The sequence below is a fragment of the uncultured Clostridium sp. genome (assembly GCF_910588715.1).
Classification (GTDB): domain Bacteria; phylum Bacillota; class Clostridia; order Clostridiales; family Clostridiaceae; genus Clostridium.
This window is the reverse complement of record NZ_CAJURG010000004.1, coordinates 12,838-29,712: the sequence shown is the minus strand read 5'-3', so window position 1 is coordinate 29,712 and position 16,875 is coordinate 12,838. Positions and strand designations below refer to the sequence as shown.

The window sequence follows — 16,875 nt, the reverse complement described above, 5'->3', positions numbered from 1 at the left end:
TAAAAGTGGCAAGCGTTATTGCAAGTTAAGGAGGTTCTCATAATATGATATGTCATGGGAAAAAAATAAAAATATTTACTGGTAATTCACACCCTGAATTAGCTAAAGAAATTGCTGATTTGTTAGGAATACCACTAGGAAATGCAAAAGTTTCAACTTTTAGTGATGGTGAAATATCAGTAGATATTAATGAAACAGTAAGAGGAGTAGATGTATTTATAGTACAATCGACTAGCTCCCCAGTTAATAATAATTTAATGGAGCTGTTGATAATGATAGATGCGTTTAAGAGAGCATCAGCTGGAAGAATAACTGCGGTTATTCCGTATTATGGATATGCAAGACAGGACAGAAAAGCAAAGTCAAGAGATCCGATTACTGCAAAACTAGTGGCAGACATATTAACAGCAGCAGGGGCAAATAGAGTATTAACAATGGATTTACATGCTTCTCAAATTCAAGGATATTTTAACATACCCGTGGATCATTTATTAGGTTCACCAATATTAGCTAAGAGTTTTGTTGAGAATGGATTTAATGATAAAGATGATGTAGTTGTTGTATCACCAGATTTAGGTAGTGTTACTAGAGCTAGAAAATTTGCAGACAAACTAAATGCTCCAATTGCAATTATTGATAAGAGAAGACCAAGGGCTAATGTATCTGAGATAATGAATATTATAGGAGATGTTCGTGGAAAAAGATGTATCTTAATTGATGATATGATTGATACTGCTGGAACTATTGCAAATGCTGCAAATGCATTAAAGGATTTGGGGGCAAAGAATGTTTATGCTTGTTGTACTCATGGAGTACTATCAGGTCCAGCATTTGAAAGGATAAACAATTCTGCAATTGAAGAACTAGTAATGTTAAACACAGTTCCACTTCCAGAAAAAGAAGGACTAGATAAATTTAAATCTATTTCTGTTGCACCGATATTTGCAGAGGCAATTAAGAGAATATATGACGATGAGCCAATAAGTAAATTATTTGAAAATTAATGATTTTTGACTGCTACAAGTGTAGCAGTCTATTTTTATGTTTTTAAATATTATGTTACAAATGTAAAATTTATAAAAACTTTATTATTGTTTTTATAAATATAGTATAGAATATTAAATGAGGAAGGTGAGTTTAAAATGGAAGATAAGTTAGGAAAAGTTTTAATTGTTGATGATGATGTGAACATTAATGAACTTATAGATATGTACTTAAAAAGTGGAGGATATAATACAAAAAAATGTTTTAATGGAAATGATGCTTGCAACATAGTATCAACAGAAAATATAGCTTTAGTGATATTAGATGTAATGTTGCCAGGAAAAGATGGGATAGAGGTTTTAAAGTATATTAGAAAAAGTAGTGACATTCCTGTAATAATGTTGACAGCTAAAGGCGAAGTTTTTGATAAGGTACTTGCATTAGAGCTTGGGGCTGATGATTATATGGTAAAGCCATTTGATCCTAAAGAATTATTAGCAAGAGTTAAGGCTGTAACAAGAAGATATTCAGGTGAAAATCAATCAAAAGATATAATAAAGTATTCAGATTTAAAAATTGATATAGGAGCATATGAAGTAACTTATAAAGGAGATATTATAAAATTAGCTCCAAAGGAGTTAGAACTACTTCATTTTATGGCAAGTAATCCAAATAAGGTTTTCACTAGAGAACAACTTATGTATGAGGTTTGGGGGTATGATTATCCTGGAGATTCGAGAACTGTAGATGTTCATATAAAAAGATTAAGGGAAAAAGTTAAATCAGGAGAAAAGTGGGAGCTTGAAACAGTATGGGGAGTTGGTTATAAATTTGAGGTGAGATAAGTGAAGAAAAATAGTATAGTAAGAAAGCTAATAATTACTTTTTCTTCAATAACAGGAGGATTGTTAATACTCGTTGGACTAGTATTAAGTGTAGGATTTTATAGAATTAGTCATTATGAACTTATAAATACGTTAAATAAACAATTAGATGTTGTTTCAGAAGCTGTTGGAAAATATTTAAAATATCAAGATGGTAGTTATGAAGACATTAGTAGGTTATTACAAATATCTTGTTTAACTAATAATATGAGTGGAGTTGTAGTTGACAGGTTAGGATATGTTTATATGGTATCAAGTAATGAGTATAGTGATTTTAAGTATACTAATATAGATATAGAAAATTCTAAGATTCCTACTGATGACAAAATTATTCATAAAAAAGTTTTGATAGATGGAAAAAGTAATTTAAAAGTATCTGCATTTATTAAACCTATTTTTACGAATAGCCAACTAGATGGATATATAATAATGGTTGAAAATAATCCAGTAAATGAAAGGCGTACAATAATTATAATATGGACGGCAATTGTGTTGGCTGTAATAGTTGCAGGAGCAATTGTAAAATATTTTGCACAACTATTAGTAGTAGAACCAATAGAAGAAATTAATAATTCTGCAAAAAGATTAGCTAAGGGAAATGTACAAGAAAGAGTAAAGGTTGTCGGAAAAAATGAAATTGGAGAATTAGCTCAATCTTTTAATACAATGGCACAGTCTATAGAAGAGGCTGATAATATTAGAAAGGAATTTATTTCTAATGTTTCTCATGAATTACGTTCACCTATAACTTCAATAAAGGGATTTGTTGGAGGTATATTAGATGGAGTTATTCCTAGGGATAAAGAAAATTATTATTTAAAAATAGTTTATGATGAAATAGATAGATTAGCTAGACTTGTTAATGATTTATTAGATATATCTGCTATGGAGTCAGGAAAGTTTAATTTACATATTTCTGAATTTGATATTAATCAAACAGTAAGCTTATGTATATTAAATTTGGAAAATAAAATAAAGACAAAAAATTTAAATGTTAAGGCAATATTTCATGAAAAGCGATGCTTTGCTATAGGAGATAGAGATAGAATACTTCAAGTTATTACTAACTTACTTGAAAATGCTATTAAGTATAGTGAAGATAATGGACAAATAGAAGTAAATATATCAACGAAAAGTGAAAAAATATTTGTAAGTATATTTAATTCAGGTAATATTCTTTCAGAATATGATTTAAATCATATTTGGGATAGGTTTTATAAAAGTGATAAATCAAGAACTAATAAAATTAGTACAGGATTAGGACTTCCTATAGTAAGATTAATATTATCTCAACACAATCAAGATATATGGGTAGAAAATGTAGATGATAAAGGTGTAAAATTTGTATTTACATTGCAACGAAATAACTAAAACAATATATTATAATTTAATATTTAAAGTTAGATTTCACTATTTTAATACAGAAATATTGATACTGTTTTAGTAAATTCAATATTTCTATAGTCGGAGGTTGATATGAATAATAGAGAAGATATAAAAGAAAGAATATCAAATGTTCCACAAGATAGGATATCTAATATAATTTTTGAGAAGAAAAAAAGTACTAGATCAAGGGTTAAATTAGGCGTTAAGATAATTTTATATTTAGCTATTGCAGGAATTTTAAGTTCAGTTATATCTAATATAATCATTAAAAATAAGTATGGTGGAACTATTGAGCAAATTAAGGAAATTAAAGAAAATTCAGATATGGTTATATTAGACTATACAAAGATTATAAAAGAAGTTTCAAAATCATTAGTTAGTATAAGTAATTCAAAAGAAAAGCTTACTGAAGATGAGTATTTTGAGGGAAATGTAACAGGAGTTATAATAGATTCAAGTGGAATAATATTAACTAATTATTATGCAATTAAGGATAGAAATAATATATATGTAAAGTTGTCTTCAGTAGCAGCACAGCCAATAAAAGCAAAAATATTAGTTGAAAATGAGGAAAGAAATTTATCTATTATTAAAATAGAATTTGATGGAAGACTAAGTCCAATAAAAATAGCAGCTCCAGAGAGTATTAAGGAAGGGCAAGGCATAGTTGTATTAGGTAATGCAATTGGAGATGAATATGTGGGTAGTTCAATACCGGGAATTATAACATCTAAAAACGAGAAGATAGATTTAGGGGAAGGAAAAACTCAAGCATTATTACAGATAAATGCGCCTGTAAATGAAAAAAATACAGGAGGGGCAATTTGCAATTCTAATGGGGAACTTATAGCAATTGCTGACTTAGAGATTACTAAAAAAAGAAACGATTATGGGCTTTATTATGGAGTCCAAATGGAAGAGCTTCAAGAAATAATTAATTCTACAAATACTTTTAAATGGCTTTTAGGAATAGTTGAAGGTGGAGTAGTTGCAGATGAAATGAGAAATTTTACAGGATTTTACGTACAAGAGTTAACTAAAAACGGAAGTGCATACTTAGCTGGTATTAAGCCAACTGATATTATTATAGAAGTAGATGGATATAAAGTTGTCAATGTGGACGAATTAATACAATTATTACATGATAAGAAAAAAGATGATATACTTCATTGCAAAGTATTAAGCGAAGGTAAAATTAAGCGTATAGATATTAAAATATTATAAATAAATTTAGACTAATTCTAGGAAAGAGTTAGTCTAAATTTTTAAATTAAAATACAATGTATTTAAATTACTTTATATTATAAATAGAATTAAAATAAATAGTGTGTTTAACAATATAATAATAAAAAACTTTTATTATTGAAAAAAATGGTATAATATAAAATAGTCACTTTGAGATGAGCGGAGGAGTAAAGAATGTTTTTAATAGTTGGATTAGGAAACCCAGGAAAAGAATATGATGGCACAAGACATAACATAGGTTTTGAAGCAATTGATTATATTGCTGATAAGTATAATATAGAATTAAATAGGATAAAATTTAAAGGTGTGTTTGGTGAAGGATTTATAAATGGAAAAAAAGTAATTTTATTAAAACCAACTACATATATGAACTTAAGTGGAGAAAGTATTAGAGAAGTAATTAATTTTTATAAAATATCAAATGAAGAAGTTATTGTAATTTATGATGATATTAGTTTAGAAGTAGGAAGATTAAGAATAAGGGAAAAGGGTAGTCATGGTGGACATAATGGGATAAAAAGTATTATAGCGAACTTAGGCACAGATGTATTTCCTAGAGTCAAAATTGGTGTAGGAGCGCCAAAAGGAAATTTAGTTTCACATGTATTAGGAAAGTTTAGCGATGATGAAGTTGAAATTTTAAAGGAAACAATAAAAGCATCAAATGAAGCTGTAAGCATAATGTTGCAGTCAAATGCTAAAGAAGCAATGAATAAACTAAATGGATTTAATGTATGCAAGGAAAATTAAAGAGAATTTTATGGAGGGTGATAAAATGAGATTACAAGGGCTATTACAACCCTTACAGCAAAATGATAAGTTTATTAAAGCTATAGATAGTATAAAAAATGATAAGTTTCCAATAAATATATCTGGTTTATCAGATTCGGGAAAAAGCTATATAATAGAAGTAATATTTAAAGAAATAAGTAATTCTTTAGTTGTAGTAACTCATAATGAAATTGAGGCTAAAAATTTATATGAAGATTTAAGCTTTTATTCTAATGATGTTTATTTTTTACCTATAAGAGAAGTTGTTTTTTATAATGTTGATGCAATTTCTGGAGATCTTAGATGGGCAAGATTAAATGTAATAAAGGAAATGCTTAGTAATAAGAATAAAAAAATAATAGTTACATCTATTGATGCATTAACTACATTATATACTCCTAGAGAGAAATATTTAGAGTATAAAATTAATATAAAAAATGGTGATGAAGTAGATTTAAAAGAAATTTCAAAAAGATTAGTTGAATGTGGATATGAAAGAGTTGAAGTTGTAGAAGGTAAAGGTGAATTTTCATTAAGAGGAGGGATACTAGATGTTTTCCCTCCTATATCTGTTTATCCTTTTAGAGTTGAACTTTTTGGAGATGAAATAGAGTCGATTAGAACTTTTAATATAGAATCTCAAAGAAGTATAGAAAAAGTTAAATCCATAGAAATATTTCCTGCAAAAGAAGTAATAGTAAGCGAACAAGATAAAAAGAATGCACAGGACAAAATAGTAAAGGAATTAGATTCAATACTTGAAAAAGCTAATAATAAAAGTAATGATCAAATTGACAAAATAAGAAAAATTGTTAATAAGAACTTAGAAAGTTTAAAAGAAACTTCCACGTTTGAAACTATTGATAGTTATCTACCTTATTTTTATGAAAATATGGAGTCTTTTTTTGATTATTTAGATGGCTATACATTTATTATAGATGATTTAAAAAGATGTGAAGGAAAAGTTGAAAGTATATATTACGAGTTTAATGAGAATTATTTAGCTTTTCTTCAAAGAGGTGATATATTACCTTCTCAAAATAAATTATTGATAGATAAAGCAGAATTATTTGTTAAGCTAGAAAAAAGTAATGTTATTACATTAAGTCCATTTGATTTAAAATCAGATATATTATTTCCGCGTTTGGACATAGAATTAAATCAAATTACTTCTAATAATTATAATGGTCAGCTAGATTTATTAATTGAAGATATAAAAGCAAGAAAAGAAAATAATTTTAGAACTTTGATATTAGCAGGTACTAAAACTAGAGGAGAAAGACTAGTAAAAACACTTAGAGAAAGAGATGTAGAGAGTGTTTATAAAGATGAAATTGATAATATTGAATTAGGGCAAGCAGTAGTTACCTTTGGAAATTTGGTAAAGGGATTTGAATATCCTGATTTAAGGGTTTGTGTTATATCTGATAAAGAAGTATTTGGAGAAGCTAAAAAGTCAATATCTAAAAAGGTAAACAAGAAAAAAGGTGTCGGTAAGATTACTAGCTTTGCAGATTTAAAACCTGGAGATTATGTTGTACATGCAAATCATGGAATAGGTGTATTCAAAGGAATTAAGCAAATTGATATAGCTGGTAATACTAGAGATTATTTAGATATTGTATATGATAAGGGAGATAAGCTTTATGTTCCCGTTGATCAATTAGATTTAGTTCAAAAATATATTGGAAGTGAAGGAAAAACTCCTAAGGTAAATAAACTTGGAAGTAATGAGTGGCAAAAGGCTAAGGCAAAGGTTAGAAAGTCTATAAATGAAATTGCTGAGGACTTAGTAAAGTTATATGCCGCTAGAGCTGCATTAAAGGGACATAAATATTCTAAAGATACAGAATGGCAAAGACAATTTGAAGACGAATTCCCATATGAGGAAACACCAGATCAATTATCTTCATTAGAAGAAATAAAACATGATATGGAATCTGATAAGCCTATGGATAGATTGCTTTGTGGAGATGTTGGATATGGTAAAACAGAAGTAGCTATAAGAGCTGCCTTTAAAGCTGTTATGGATGGAAAGCAAGTTGCATTTCTTGTTCCAACAACTATATTAGCAGAACAACATTATAAAAATTTAAAAAAGAGATTTTCTGATTTTCCTGTAAAAATAGATATGATAAGTAGATTTAGAACTACAAAGCAACAAAAGGCCACTTTACAAGCTTTAAAAGAAGGAAATGTAGATATTTTAATTGGAACACATAGACTTGTATCAAAGGATATTTTTTTTAAAGATTTAGGATTATTAATAGTGGATGAAGAGCAAAGATTTGGAGTTGCACAAAAAGAAAAAATAAAATCTTTAAAGAAAAATGTTGATGTTCTTACGTTGAGTGCTACGCCAATTCCTAGAACCCTTCATATGTCACTTACTGGAGTTAGAGACATATCAGTTATAGAAACGCCACCAGAAGAAAGATACCCTATTCAAACTTATGTTGTAGAACAAAATGATCAACTAATCAGAGATGCTATATTAAGAGAGGTAGGAAGAGAAGGTCAAGTTTATTTTGTATACAATAGAGTTGAAAGTATACAAAGTATGGCAAATTATATAAGAGAATTAGTTCCGGAATGTAAAGTTGGAATTATACATGGACAAATGACAGAAAAAGAACTTGAAACAGAAATGATTAACTTTATGCAAAGAGAATATGATGTTTTAGTTTGCACAACTATTATAGAGACTGGAATTGATATCTCAAATGTAAACACAATGATAGTAAATAATGCAGATAAAATGGGACTATCTCAACTATATCAATTAAGAGGAAGAGTAGGACGTTCAAATAAAATTGCTTATGCATACTTTATGTATACTAAAGATAAGGTATTAACAGAAGTTGCAGAAAAGAGACTTAAGGCTTTGAAAGATTTTACAGAGCTTGGCTCAGGATTTAAAATTGCTATGAGGGATTTAGAAATAAGGGGAGCAGGAAATATGATGGGCTCTTCTCAACATGGGCATATGGCAGCAATAGGATATGATTTATATTGTAGAATGTTAGAAGATACGGTTAAATTAATTAAAGGTGAAATAGAACAAGAACCAATTGAAACAACGGTTGATATAAAAATTGATGCTTATATACCATCTACCTATATTGAAGATGAAATACAAAAAATCGAGGTATATAAAAAGATAGCAGCAATTGAAAATATGAATGATTATAATGATATAAAAGATGAATTAGAAGACAGATATTCAGTTATTCCAGAAGCTGTTTATAATTTAATGGATATAGCATATATTAAAAGTTTAGCTAAGATTCTTTTAATTGAAGAAATTAAAGAAATGCCAAAAGAAGTGAGATTTAAATTCCAAAAGGGATTTAAAAATATTAATAAAATATATGGAGAACTTTTAAAGAATCATAAAGATAAAGTAGTATTATATTTTGGAGAAACTCCATTTTTTGCTGTGAAAATTAATTCCGTTAAGAAAGAAGACACGTTAAATTTTTATAAAGAATTACTTATTTCGTTAATAGATAATTCACACAAAAAATAACCAGTAAAATTTGAATAAAAAGGATATTGCTGATATACTGATTTATATAAAAAAACTATTATTTAAAGTAAAGCGAGGGAAACAAATTGAGAAAAATAAAAAATATAGTAGTAGCTGCTGCTATAACTGCAATGGCTTTTTCGATAACAGGATGTAAGATGATAGAAAAAACTCCAGAAGCTATACAAAAAACTGTTTTAGCAAAGGTTGGAAATGATAAAATCACTATGGGAGATGTTAATAGTGAGTTACAAGCAGATATAGATTATTTAATAGAAACATATGGTGAAAATTATGAAAATACTATTGATGATAATTTAAAAGAACAATTAAAGAAAGCTAGAACTCAAGTATTAGATCAACTAGTTAATAATAAAGTATTAATAACTAAAGGTACAGAACTTGGATATATACCAACTGGAGATGCTTTAACAACAGCTATAGAAGAAGAAAAAGAAAAATTTAAAGAAGCTTATGGCGGAGAAGATGGACTAAAGCAAGCTCTAGAATATTCAGGAATAAGTGAAGAAAAATTCAATTCAAATATGGAAAATTTAGTTAAGGTTAATAAGGTTATAGATGCTATAACAAAAGATGTAACTGTAAGTGATGAAGAAGTTGAAAAATATTATAATGATAATATTGATAAATACACAACTAAGCCAGGTGCAAATGCTAAACACATTTTATTTGAAACAGAAGATGAAGCAAAAGATGCTAAAAATAAAATTGACTCAGGAGAAACTACTTTCGATGCTTTATATTCACAGTACGAAGCTAATAACGCAACAGGAACTAAACCTGTATCACAAAATTTAGGATATGTTAAAAATGATGAAGAAGGTTTTGATACAGATTTCTTAGCTGGATTTAAGGTTTTAAAAGAAGGTGAAGTTTCAGCTCCAGTTAAAAGTTCTTTTGGATATCATATAATTAAGGTTGATGGAGTTCAAACTGAAGATAAAGTAAAATCACTTGACGAAGTTAAAGATAGTATAAAATCTACTTTATTAAGCCAAAAGCAACAAGAAGTATATAACTCAACTTTAGAAGAATGGAAAAAAGAATTAAACGTTAAAGAATATAAAAATAAATTATAGTATAAAAAGATTAAGTAAAACTTTTAGTTTTGCTTAATCTTTTTTATTACTAAAATTTCGCTTATTTTTTGGTATAGACTTGAAAGAATTCCTCAATAAATAGTAAAGGATAAATATTGGATATTTGTGTATAAAATTTCTAATAGTTCAAATAATAATACTGCAGTTAATTATATAAACTAATTAAGGAGGTAACTCATAATAATGAAAGCGACAGGGATAGTTAGACGTATTGATGATTTAGGGAGAGTAGTTATACCAAAAGAAATAAGAAGAACTTTAAGAATTAGAGAAGGAGATCCATTAGAAATATTTACAGATAGAGAAGGCGGAGTAATATTAAAAAAATATTCTCCTATTGGAGAATTAACAGATTTCTCTAAGGAATATGCTGAAAGCTTACAACAATCAATTGGTCATATTGTTTTAATTGCGGACAAAGATGCTTTTATATCTGTAAGTGGAGCAACAAAAAAAGATTATTTTGAAAGAAAAATAAGTTCAGAATTAGAAGCAGTTATGGATGGAAGAAAAGCTTCTATAATAATAGAAGAAGCTAAAACAATACCATTACATAATGATGAAGATCAAGGACAATATACAAGCCAAGTAATAGCACCAATAATAACAGAAGGTGATGCTATTGGAGCTGTACTTATTGTTTCAAAAGAAGCTGGAGAAAAATTTGGTGATTTACAATTAAAATTAGCTGAAACTGCAGCAGCTTTCCTAGGAAAGCAAATGGAACAATAATTAATAAGGATATATTACGATATTTAGAAAATAATAATAGAATATATGTAATAATACCTCTAAGCTTTAAATAAAAATTAGTAATAGTTAGTAATTCAAGTTTGGAGGTATTTTATGAAGAAACAATCTCTAATAAAGGGAAGCTTGATTCTAGGATTAGCAGGAATGTTAGCAAAAGTATTAGGTTTTTTCTTTAGATGGCCATTAATTATGCTAATAGGTGATGAGGGAATAGGCTATTATCAATTATCTTATCCTTTATATATGTTTTTTGTGGCCATGGCAAGTGGGGTACCGGTTGCAGTTTCTAAAATGATTTCTGAAAAAAATGCAATGGGTGATGTTGAGGGTGGTTACGAAGTTGTTAAAGAATCATCTTATTTAATGATGACATTAGGTATTGGAACATCGTTAATACTATTTTTCTTTGCAAAACCTATAATTAATTTTTTAAAGTGGGACATGAAGTCATACTATGCATTAATAGGAATATCTTTTGCACCTATGATGGTTTCTTTTGTTAATGTATATAGAGGTTTCTTTCAAGGATTGCAAAATATGACTCCATCAGGAACATCTCAAATATTAGAACAAATGGGTAGAGTTGTGATAGGGGTTGGACTAGCTTATTTGCTTTTATCTAAAGGTATAGAGTATTCAGCTGGAGGAGCTGCATTTGGAGCTGCAGGTGGGGCTATGATAGCAAGTATATATTTAGGAATTAAATATATAAAAGTAAAAAAAGAAATGGGAATTAAGAAAATAAAAACTAATACTGATATATTAAATGAAATATTAAAAATAGCAATTCCTATTTCACTTGGAGCTACAGTTGGAACAATAATGAATCTAATAGATTCTATTGTAGTACCACAAAAGTTAATTGAATCTGGAGTTGCTAATTCTACTGCGCTATATGGACAACTTACAGGTAAAGCAGCTGTTTTAGTAAATATTCCATTAACTTTATCTGTAGCCATTTGTACATCTTTAATTCCTATAATTTCGGAACACTATATACTAAACAGAAAAGAAGAAATGCAAAGCAAAATAAACGTAGCAATGAAGTTATCCGCTGTAATAGCTCTTCCATGTGCATTAGGAATGTTTTGTTTAGCAGGACCTATAATGAAATTAGTATTCTTTGATAGATATGAAGGAATAGATATTTTAAGATATTTATCTATATCAATTCCTTTTGTAATAGTAACTCAAACAACAACTTCGGTATTACAAGCAACTAATCATTATATAAGACCAGTTATCAATTTAATAATAGGATGTGTTGTAAAGGTTGCTTTGACAATGTTTTTAGTTCCTATTCCACAAATAAATATTTTTGGAGCTGTAATAGCAACTGTTTCTGCTTATATTATAGTTACTATATTAAATCTTATAGCACTTAAAACAAAAACTAAATGTAAAGTAAGTATTTATGATTCATTTGTAAAACCTGCCTATGCATCTATTGCTATGATAATCGTAGTTTTATTTAGTTACAATTTTATTATGGAAAGGTTAGATAGTAATAGTATTTCTTGCTTATTATCAATATTTATGGGTATTATTATATATATGATAGCTATTTTAATCTTTAAAGTATTTGAAGTAGATGAAATAAAGAATAGATTGGCAAGAAAATGATGTAAGGAGATTATCGTATGATAAAAATAGTTGGATTAGGCCCAGGTTCGCCAGATGCATTAACTGTAGGAGCTGTTGATGCTCTTAAAGAAAGTAAAAACTTATATTTTAGAACGGAAAAGCATCCTACGGTTGATTATTTAAGAAATAAATTGGATTCTTTTAAGACTTGTGATAATTATTATGAAGAAGGAAGTAGCTTTGACGAGGTATATTCTAATATCGCCAAAAATATGATAGATGAATATAAAATATATGGAGAACTAGTTTATGCAGTTCCAGGACATCCATTAGTTGCAGAAAGATCAGTTTTAAATCTTATTAATTTATGTAATGAAAATAATATTGAATATAAAATATTACCAGCAGTTAGTTTTGTAGATGCTATGATGGATAGATTACAAATAGATCCTATTGAAGGATTAAAGATTATTGATGCTTTTGATATAAAAAATCAAATTTTAGATAAAAGAATAGGAACAATAATAACTCAAGTGTATAATCCATTAATAGCATCAGAAGTTAAATTGGAATTATTAGAATATTATCATGATGAAACAGAAATATATTATGTTAGAGCTGCGGGAATAGAAGGAGAAGAATCTATAAGAAAGATTCCAATATATGAACTTGATATGCAAGAAGATATAGATTACTTAACTTCTGTATATATTCCTAAAGATATAGATAATAAAAAGGATTTTTATGATTTAGTTAACACCATAGAAATTTTGAGAAGTGAAAATGGATGCGCGTGGGATAGAGAGCAAACTCATGAAAGCATTAAAAATTCACTTTTAGAAGAAGCATATGAAGTAATTGAAGCTATAGAAGACGATAATATAGATGGATTAATTGAAGAACTAGGAGATGTATTATTACAAGTTGTATTTCATTCTGTTATAGGAAAGGAAGATGGATATTTTAATATATCTGATGTAATTGAAGCAATTACATCTAAGATGATTTATAGGCATCCACATGTATTTGGAGATATAAGTATCAATAATTCAAAAGAAGTATTAGATAATTGGGATGAATTAAAAAAGACAGAAAAAAATTACGAAACAATTACAGAAGAAATAAATGGGATAGCAAAAACATTACCATCTTTAATAAAAGCCCATAAGGTTCAAAAGAAAGTTGCTAAGGTTGGATTTGATTTTGAAAGTATAGATGAGGCAGTTAAAAAGATAGAAGAAGAAATAACTGAAGTATTAGATGTATATAAAACCAATAATAGGGAAAAAATAATAATTGAAGTTGGAGACTTGCTATTTGCTTGTGTTAATGTGTCTAGACTATTAAATGTAGATGAAGAAGAGGCATTAAATAAATCTACTAAAAAATTCATAAAGAGGTTTAGTTTTATTGAAGATAATTTATTAAAACAAGGAAAAGAATTAAAAAATGTTACATTAGATGAAATGAATAGCTTATGGGAAGAAGCTAAAAAATACGATTAATAAAGAAAAAAGTGAATTTTCTGCAATAATAGAAGGATTTTTAATTTTCATGCAGAATATTTTTTAAGGGGAATAATAAAAGAATTACTATGCTACATGAAAAGTTGTAATAAATATATTTTTATAGAAAAAACATCCATATTACTATAGACTACTTATTAAAGTGGATATATAATAAGGTTAATGTAGTTATAGTACATAATTTAAAATGGTTAACTACAATATTTTTAACTGTTTATTTAAGGAGGATGTAAATCGTGAATAAAGCAGAATTAATTACTAGCATGGCAGAAAAGAGCCAATTAACAAAGAAGGATGCAGAAATAGCTTTAAAAGCATTTATTGATTCAGTTCAAGAAGCTTTAGAAGGTGGAGACAAAGTTCAATTAGTTGGTTTTGGTACTTTCGAAACTAGAGAAAGAGCAGCTAGAGAAGGAAGAAATCCAAGAACTAAAGAAACTATAAATATTCCAGCTTCAACTGTTCCAGTATTTAAAGCAGGAAAAGAGTTTAAAGAAAGAGTTAATAAGTAATTATAAATTTAAGCCCGAGGTATCTCGGGCTTTTTGATACATAAAAATATTTTAAGATAAGGAGAAATAAAGGTGAGATTAGATAAATATTTAAAAGTTTCAAGAATAATAAAAAGAAGAACTGTAGCTAAAGAAGCTTGTGAAGGTGGCAGAGTTGCTATTAATGATAAAATAGCAAAACCATCAACAGATGTTAAAGAAGGAGATATAATTGAAATTACATTTGCAAATAGAAAACTAAAAGCAAGAATAATAAATATAGCAGAGCATGTGAGAAAAGAAAATGCTAAAGAGATGTATGAAATATTAGAAGGAGTTGAGGACCAAGAATAATTTTTTAAAACACTTCATATATTTAATCAAGATAATATATGGAGGAAATTAATAATGGAGAAAAGGGTAGATAATAAAATTGAGGATAATAGAGGTAATATTACACTAGAAAATAGAAAGAAAATGACATTAACAGGAGTAGAAGAAGTTATTAGTTTTGATGATGAAAAAATATTACTTAATACTAAATTAGGTGCATTAACTATAAAGGGATTAAATTTAAAAATGAATAAGCTAGATGTTCAAAATGGAGATGTAATGATAAATGGAGAAATATATTATATCGTATATAGTGGTAAAGAAATAAAGAAAGAAAAAGAAAGCATAATAGGAAGGCTTTTTAAATAGGAGGTTACTATGCCATTAAAAACTGATATACAATTTAGTATTATATTTTATGCATTATTAGCAGGCATATTAACAGGCTTGATGTTTGATTTATATAAGATAATTAGAGGTACAAAGATACCTAAAATTATTATAGCTATAGAAGATACTTTATTTTGGATTTTAACCGCTATGATTGTTTTTTCTTTTCTTCTTTATACAAATTATGCATTTTTGGGTGCATATGTTTATGCATTTATGTTAATAGCTTTAGGCTTATATATGAAATTTATTAGCAAGAGATGTATAAAATTTGAGTTAGGAGTTATTAATGTAACATCTAAAGTATGTAGAATTATTTTTAAAAATATTATATATCCCTTTAAAGTTGTATTTTATAATATTATTGGAAAACATAATTAGTATAAAAATATCTTGAATTAAATATGTATAGTGTTTACAATATATTTATATAATGATATAAAAGAAGGGTACTATATATTTATGAAAAAAAACATAAACCTTAAGGGAATTATTGTTGTTTTAATTGTAGGAGTTTTTAGTGTATGCTTAGTAAAGCAATTAACTGTACTAAGAAGGATAAAGAATGATATTACTATTCAAACTCAAGAATTAAAAGAGCTTAAGGAAAAAAATATTAGGTTGCAAGCTGAGTTAGATAGAGCTCAAAGTAATAATGAATATTTAGAAAAATTGGCTAGGGAGAGATTAGGTCTAATAAAAGAAGGTGAGCAACAAATTATTTCAAATAATAGTTCAGAATAGTATTGGTTTAAGTTTAAATTTCTATTAATGTGGTTATTATTAATAACATAGATTATTTAATTTTAAGGAGGATTCTTTGTAAAATGACCTTAATGGCAGGAAACATATTAGAGGGTACAGTAGTAAATATTACAAACTTCGGAGCTTTCGTAGAAATAGAAGGTAAGACAGGATTAGTTCATATTTCAGAAGTTGCTGATTCTTTTGTTAAAGATATAAGACAACATCTTAATGAACAAGATAAAGTTAAGGTAAAAGTTATATCAATAGATGATAATGGAAAGATAAGTTTATCTATAAAGCAAGCTAATGTTAAGAAAAAATCAGTTAAACCAGCAGAAATTGAATGGAAAACTGAAAAGAAAGCTGCTCCAGCAAATTTTGAAGATATAATGTCTAGATTCTTAAAAGATAGTGAAGAAAGACAACAAGATTTCAAAAAACATCAAGAATTTAAAGCAAGATCAAGAAAAAACTTTTAAATTTTAGAAATAATGTAGTTTTATATATGAGAGAGAGTATAGGTTTTAGTTTATTACTCTCTTTTTTATTTATTTTTTTTAGTTTTAATAATAAAATTAGGACGAAATTAGAAAAATAAAAATTATTAAATTAGCTATTTTACTAAGGTTTGTAAAGGAATATAAAAATATTTAAAAATTTTTTCAAAAAAGTGTTGACAGTATTATAGTCATCATATATAATTAATTTTGTCGTTAGATGACGGCAACAAAAAATATGCTGAAGTGGCGGAACAGGCAGACGCACAGGACTTAAAATCCTGCGGTAGCGATACCGTACCGGTTCGATTCCGGTCTTCAGCACCAAACTAAATTCAACTTAATAACGCGGGGTGGAGCAGTTGGCAGCTCGTCGGGCTCATAACCCGAAGGTCGTAGGTTCAAGTCCTGCCCCCGCAACCAAAATATGGCGGAATAGCTCAGCTGGCTAGAGCACTCGGTTCATACCCGAGGTGTCGTAGGTTCAAGTCCTATTTCCGCTACCATATACGCTGAAGTGGCGGAACAGGCAGACGCACAGGACTTAAAATCCTGCGGTAGCGATACCGTACCGGTTCGATTCCGGTCTTCAGCACCAAAGAGATACAAAATAATTTGTATCTCTTTTTTATTT

The 16,875-nt window shown here is 27.9% G+C and carries 16 protein-coding genes and 4 tRNA genes; all 20 read left to right on the top strand.

Going from position 1 to position 16,875, the window contains the following annotated elements; genetic code table 11:
• Positions 1-44: 44 nt before the first annotated feature.
• The 20 genes from QZ321_RS08020 to QZ321_RS07925 all read left to right on the top strand — a co-directional run bounded on the left by QZ321_RS08020 (position 45) and on the right by QZ321_RS07925 (position 16,839).
• Positions 45-1,004: a ribose-phosphate diphosphokinase gene (locus tag QZ321_RS08020; protein ID WP_291740790.1), complete on the top strand. Its 960-nt coding sequence runs from the start codon at positions 45-47 to the stop codon at positions 1,002-1,004.
• A gap of 138 nt (positions 1,005-1,142) precedes the next feature.
• Positions 1,143-1,829 carry a response regulator transcription factor gene (locus QZ321_RS08015; RefSeq protein ID WP_291750121.1) on the top strand — a complete coding sequence of 229 codons (687 nt, stop codon included), beginning with the start codon at positions 1,143-1,145 and terminating at the stop codon, positions 1,827-1,829.
• Positions 1,830-3,239, top strand: a complete 1,410-nt coding sequence (locus QZ321_RS08010) for a HAMP domain-containing sensor histidine kinase (RefSeq protein WP_291740794.1) — start codon at positions 1,830-1,832, stop codon at positions 3,237-3,239.
• Positions 3,240-3,344: 105 nt separating this feature from the next.
• On the top strand, positions 3,345-4,478 hold the full coding sequence (locus QZ321_RS08005) for a trypsin-like peptidase domain-containing protein (protein WP_291750123.1): 1,134 nt from the start codon (positions 3,345-3,347) through the stop codon (positions 4,476-4,478).
• Between the two features lie 195 nt (positions 4,479-4,673).
• Positions 4,674-5,249 (top strand): aminoacyl-tRNA hydrolase, encoded by a 576-nt coding sequence (pth, locus tag QZ321_RS08000; protein WP_291740797.1) that lies wholly within the window; start codon positions 4,674-4,676, stop codon positions 5,247-5,249.
• A 25-nt stretch (positions 5,250-5,274) separates the two neighbouring features.
• The gene (gene mfd, locus QZ321_RS07995; protein ID WP_291750126.1) at positions 5,275-8,799 is read left to right on the top strand and encodes a transcription-repair coupling factor; all 3,525 of its coding nucleotides are present in this window, start codon (positions 5,275-5,277) and stop codon (positions 8,797-8,799) included.
• An 86-nt stretch (positions 8,800-8,885) separates the two neighbouring features.
• Positions 8,886-9,899, top strand: a complete 1,014-nt coding sequence (locus QZ321_RS07990; protein ID WP_291750129.1) for a peptidylprolyl isomerase — start codon at positions 8,886-8,888, stop codon at positions 9,897-9,899.
• 204 nt (positions 9,900-10,103) lie between these two features.
• On the top strand, positions 10,104-10,652 hold the full coding sequence (spoVT, locus tag QZ321_RS07985; protein ID WP_291740801.1) for a stage V sporulation protein T: 549 nt from the start codon (positions 10,104-10,106) through the stop codon (positions 10,650-10,652).
• Between the two features lie 114 nt (positions 10,653-10,766).
• Positions 10,767-12,296, top strand: coding sequence for a polysaccharide biosynthesis protein (locus tag QZ321_RS07980; protein ID WP_291750131.1), 1,530 nt, complete (start codon positions 10,767-10,769; stop codon positions 12,294-12,296).
• A 17-nt stretch (positions 12,297-12,313) separates the two neighbouring features.
• Positions 12,314-13,762: a nucleoside triphosphate pyrophosphohydrolase gene (mazG, locus tag QZ321_RS07975; protein WP_291750133.1), complete on the top strand. Its 1,449-nt coding sequence runs from the start codon at positions 12,314-12,316 to the stop codon at positions 13,760-13,762.
• A gap of 257 nt (positions 13,763-14,019) precedes the next feature.
• Positions 14,020-14,295 carry an HU family DNA-binding protein gene (locus tag QZ321_RS07970; RefSeq protein ID WP_291740804.1) on the top strand — a complete coding sequence of 92 codons (276 nt, stop codon included), beginning with the start codon at positions 14,020-14,022 and terminating at the stop codon, positions 14,293-14,295.
• 72 nt (positions 14,296-14,367) lie between these two features.
• A complete protein-coding gene (locus QZ321_RS07965) occupies positions 14,368-14,628 on the top strand; it encodes an RNA-binding S4 domain-containing protein (protein WP_291740807.1) in 261 nt (86 codons plus the stop codon).
• Between the two features lie 54 nt (positions 14,629-14,682).
• Positions 14,683-14,976, top strand: coding sequence for a sporulation protein YabP (yabP, locus tag QZ321_RS07960; RefSeq protein ID WP_291740808.1), 294 nt, complete (start codon positions 14,683-14,685; stop codon positions 14,974-14,976).
• Positions 14,977-14,985: 9 nt separating this feature from the next.
• Positions 14,986-15,378, top strand: a complete 393-nt coding sequence (gene yabQ, locus QZ321_RS07955) for a spore cortex biosynthesis protein YabQ (RefSeq protein ID WP_291750134.1) — start codon at positions 14,986-14,988, stop codon at positions 15,376-15,378.
• A gap of 81 nt (positions 15,379-15,459) precedes the next feature.
• The gene (locus tag QZ321_RS07950; RefSeq protein ID WP_291740812.1) at positions 15,460-15,741 is read left to right on the top strand and encodes a septum formation initiator family protein; all 282 of its coding nucleotides are present in this window, start codon (positions 15,460-15,462) and stop codon (positions 15,739-15,741) included.
• A gap of 83 nt (positions 15,742-15,824) precedes the next feature.
• Entirely contained in the window at positions 15,825-16,223 is a 399-nt protein-coding gene (locus tag QZ321_RS07945; protein WP_291740813.1) for a S1 domain-containing RNA-binding protein, read from the top strand.
• A 258-nt stretch (positions 16,224-16,481) separates the two neighbouring features.
• A tRNA-Leu gene (locus QZ321_RS07940) sits at positions 16,482-16,568 on the top strand.
• 20 nt (positions 16,569-16,588) lie between these two features.
• Positions 16,589-16,664: transfer RNA gene (locus tag QZ321_RS07935), tRNA-Met, on the top strand.
• 6 nt (positions 16,665-16,670) lie between these two features.
• A tRNA-Met gene (locus QZ321_RS07930) sits at positions 16,671-16,747 on the top strand.
• A 5-nt stretch (positions 16,748-16,752) separates the two neighbouring features.
• Positions 16,753-16,839: transfer RNA gene (locus QZ321_RS07925), tRNA-Leu, on the top strand.
• Positions 16,840-16,875 lie beyond the last annotated feature (36 nt).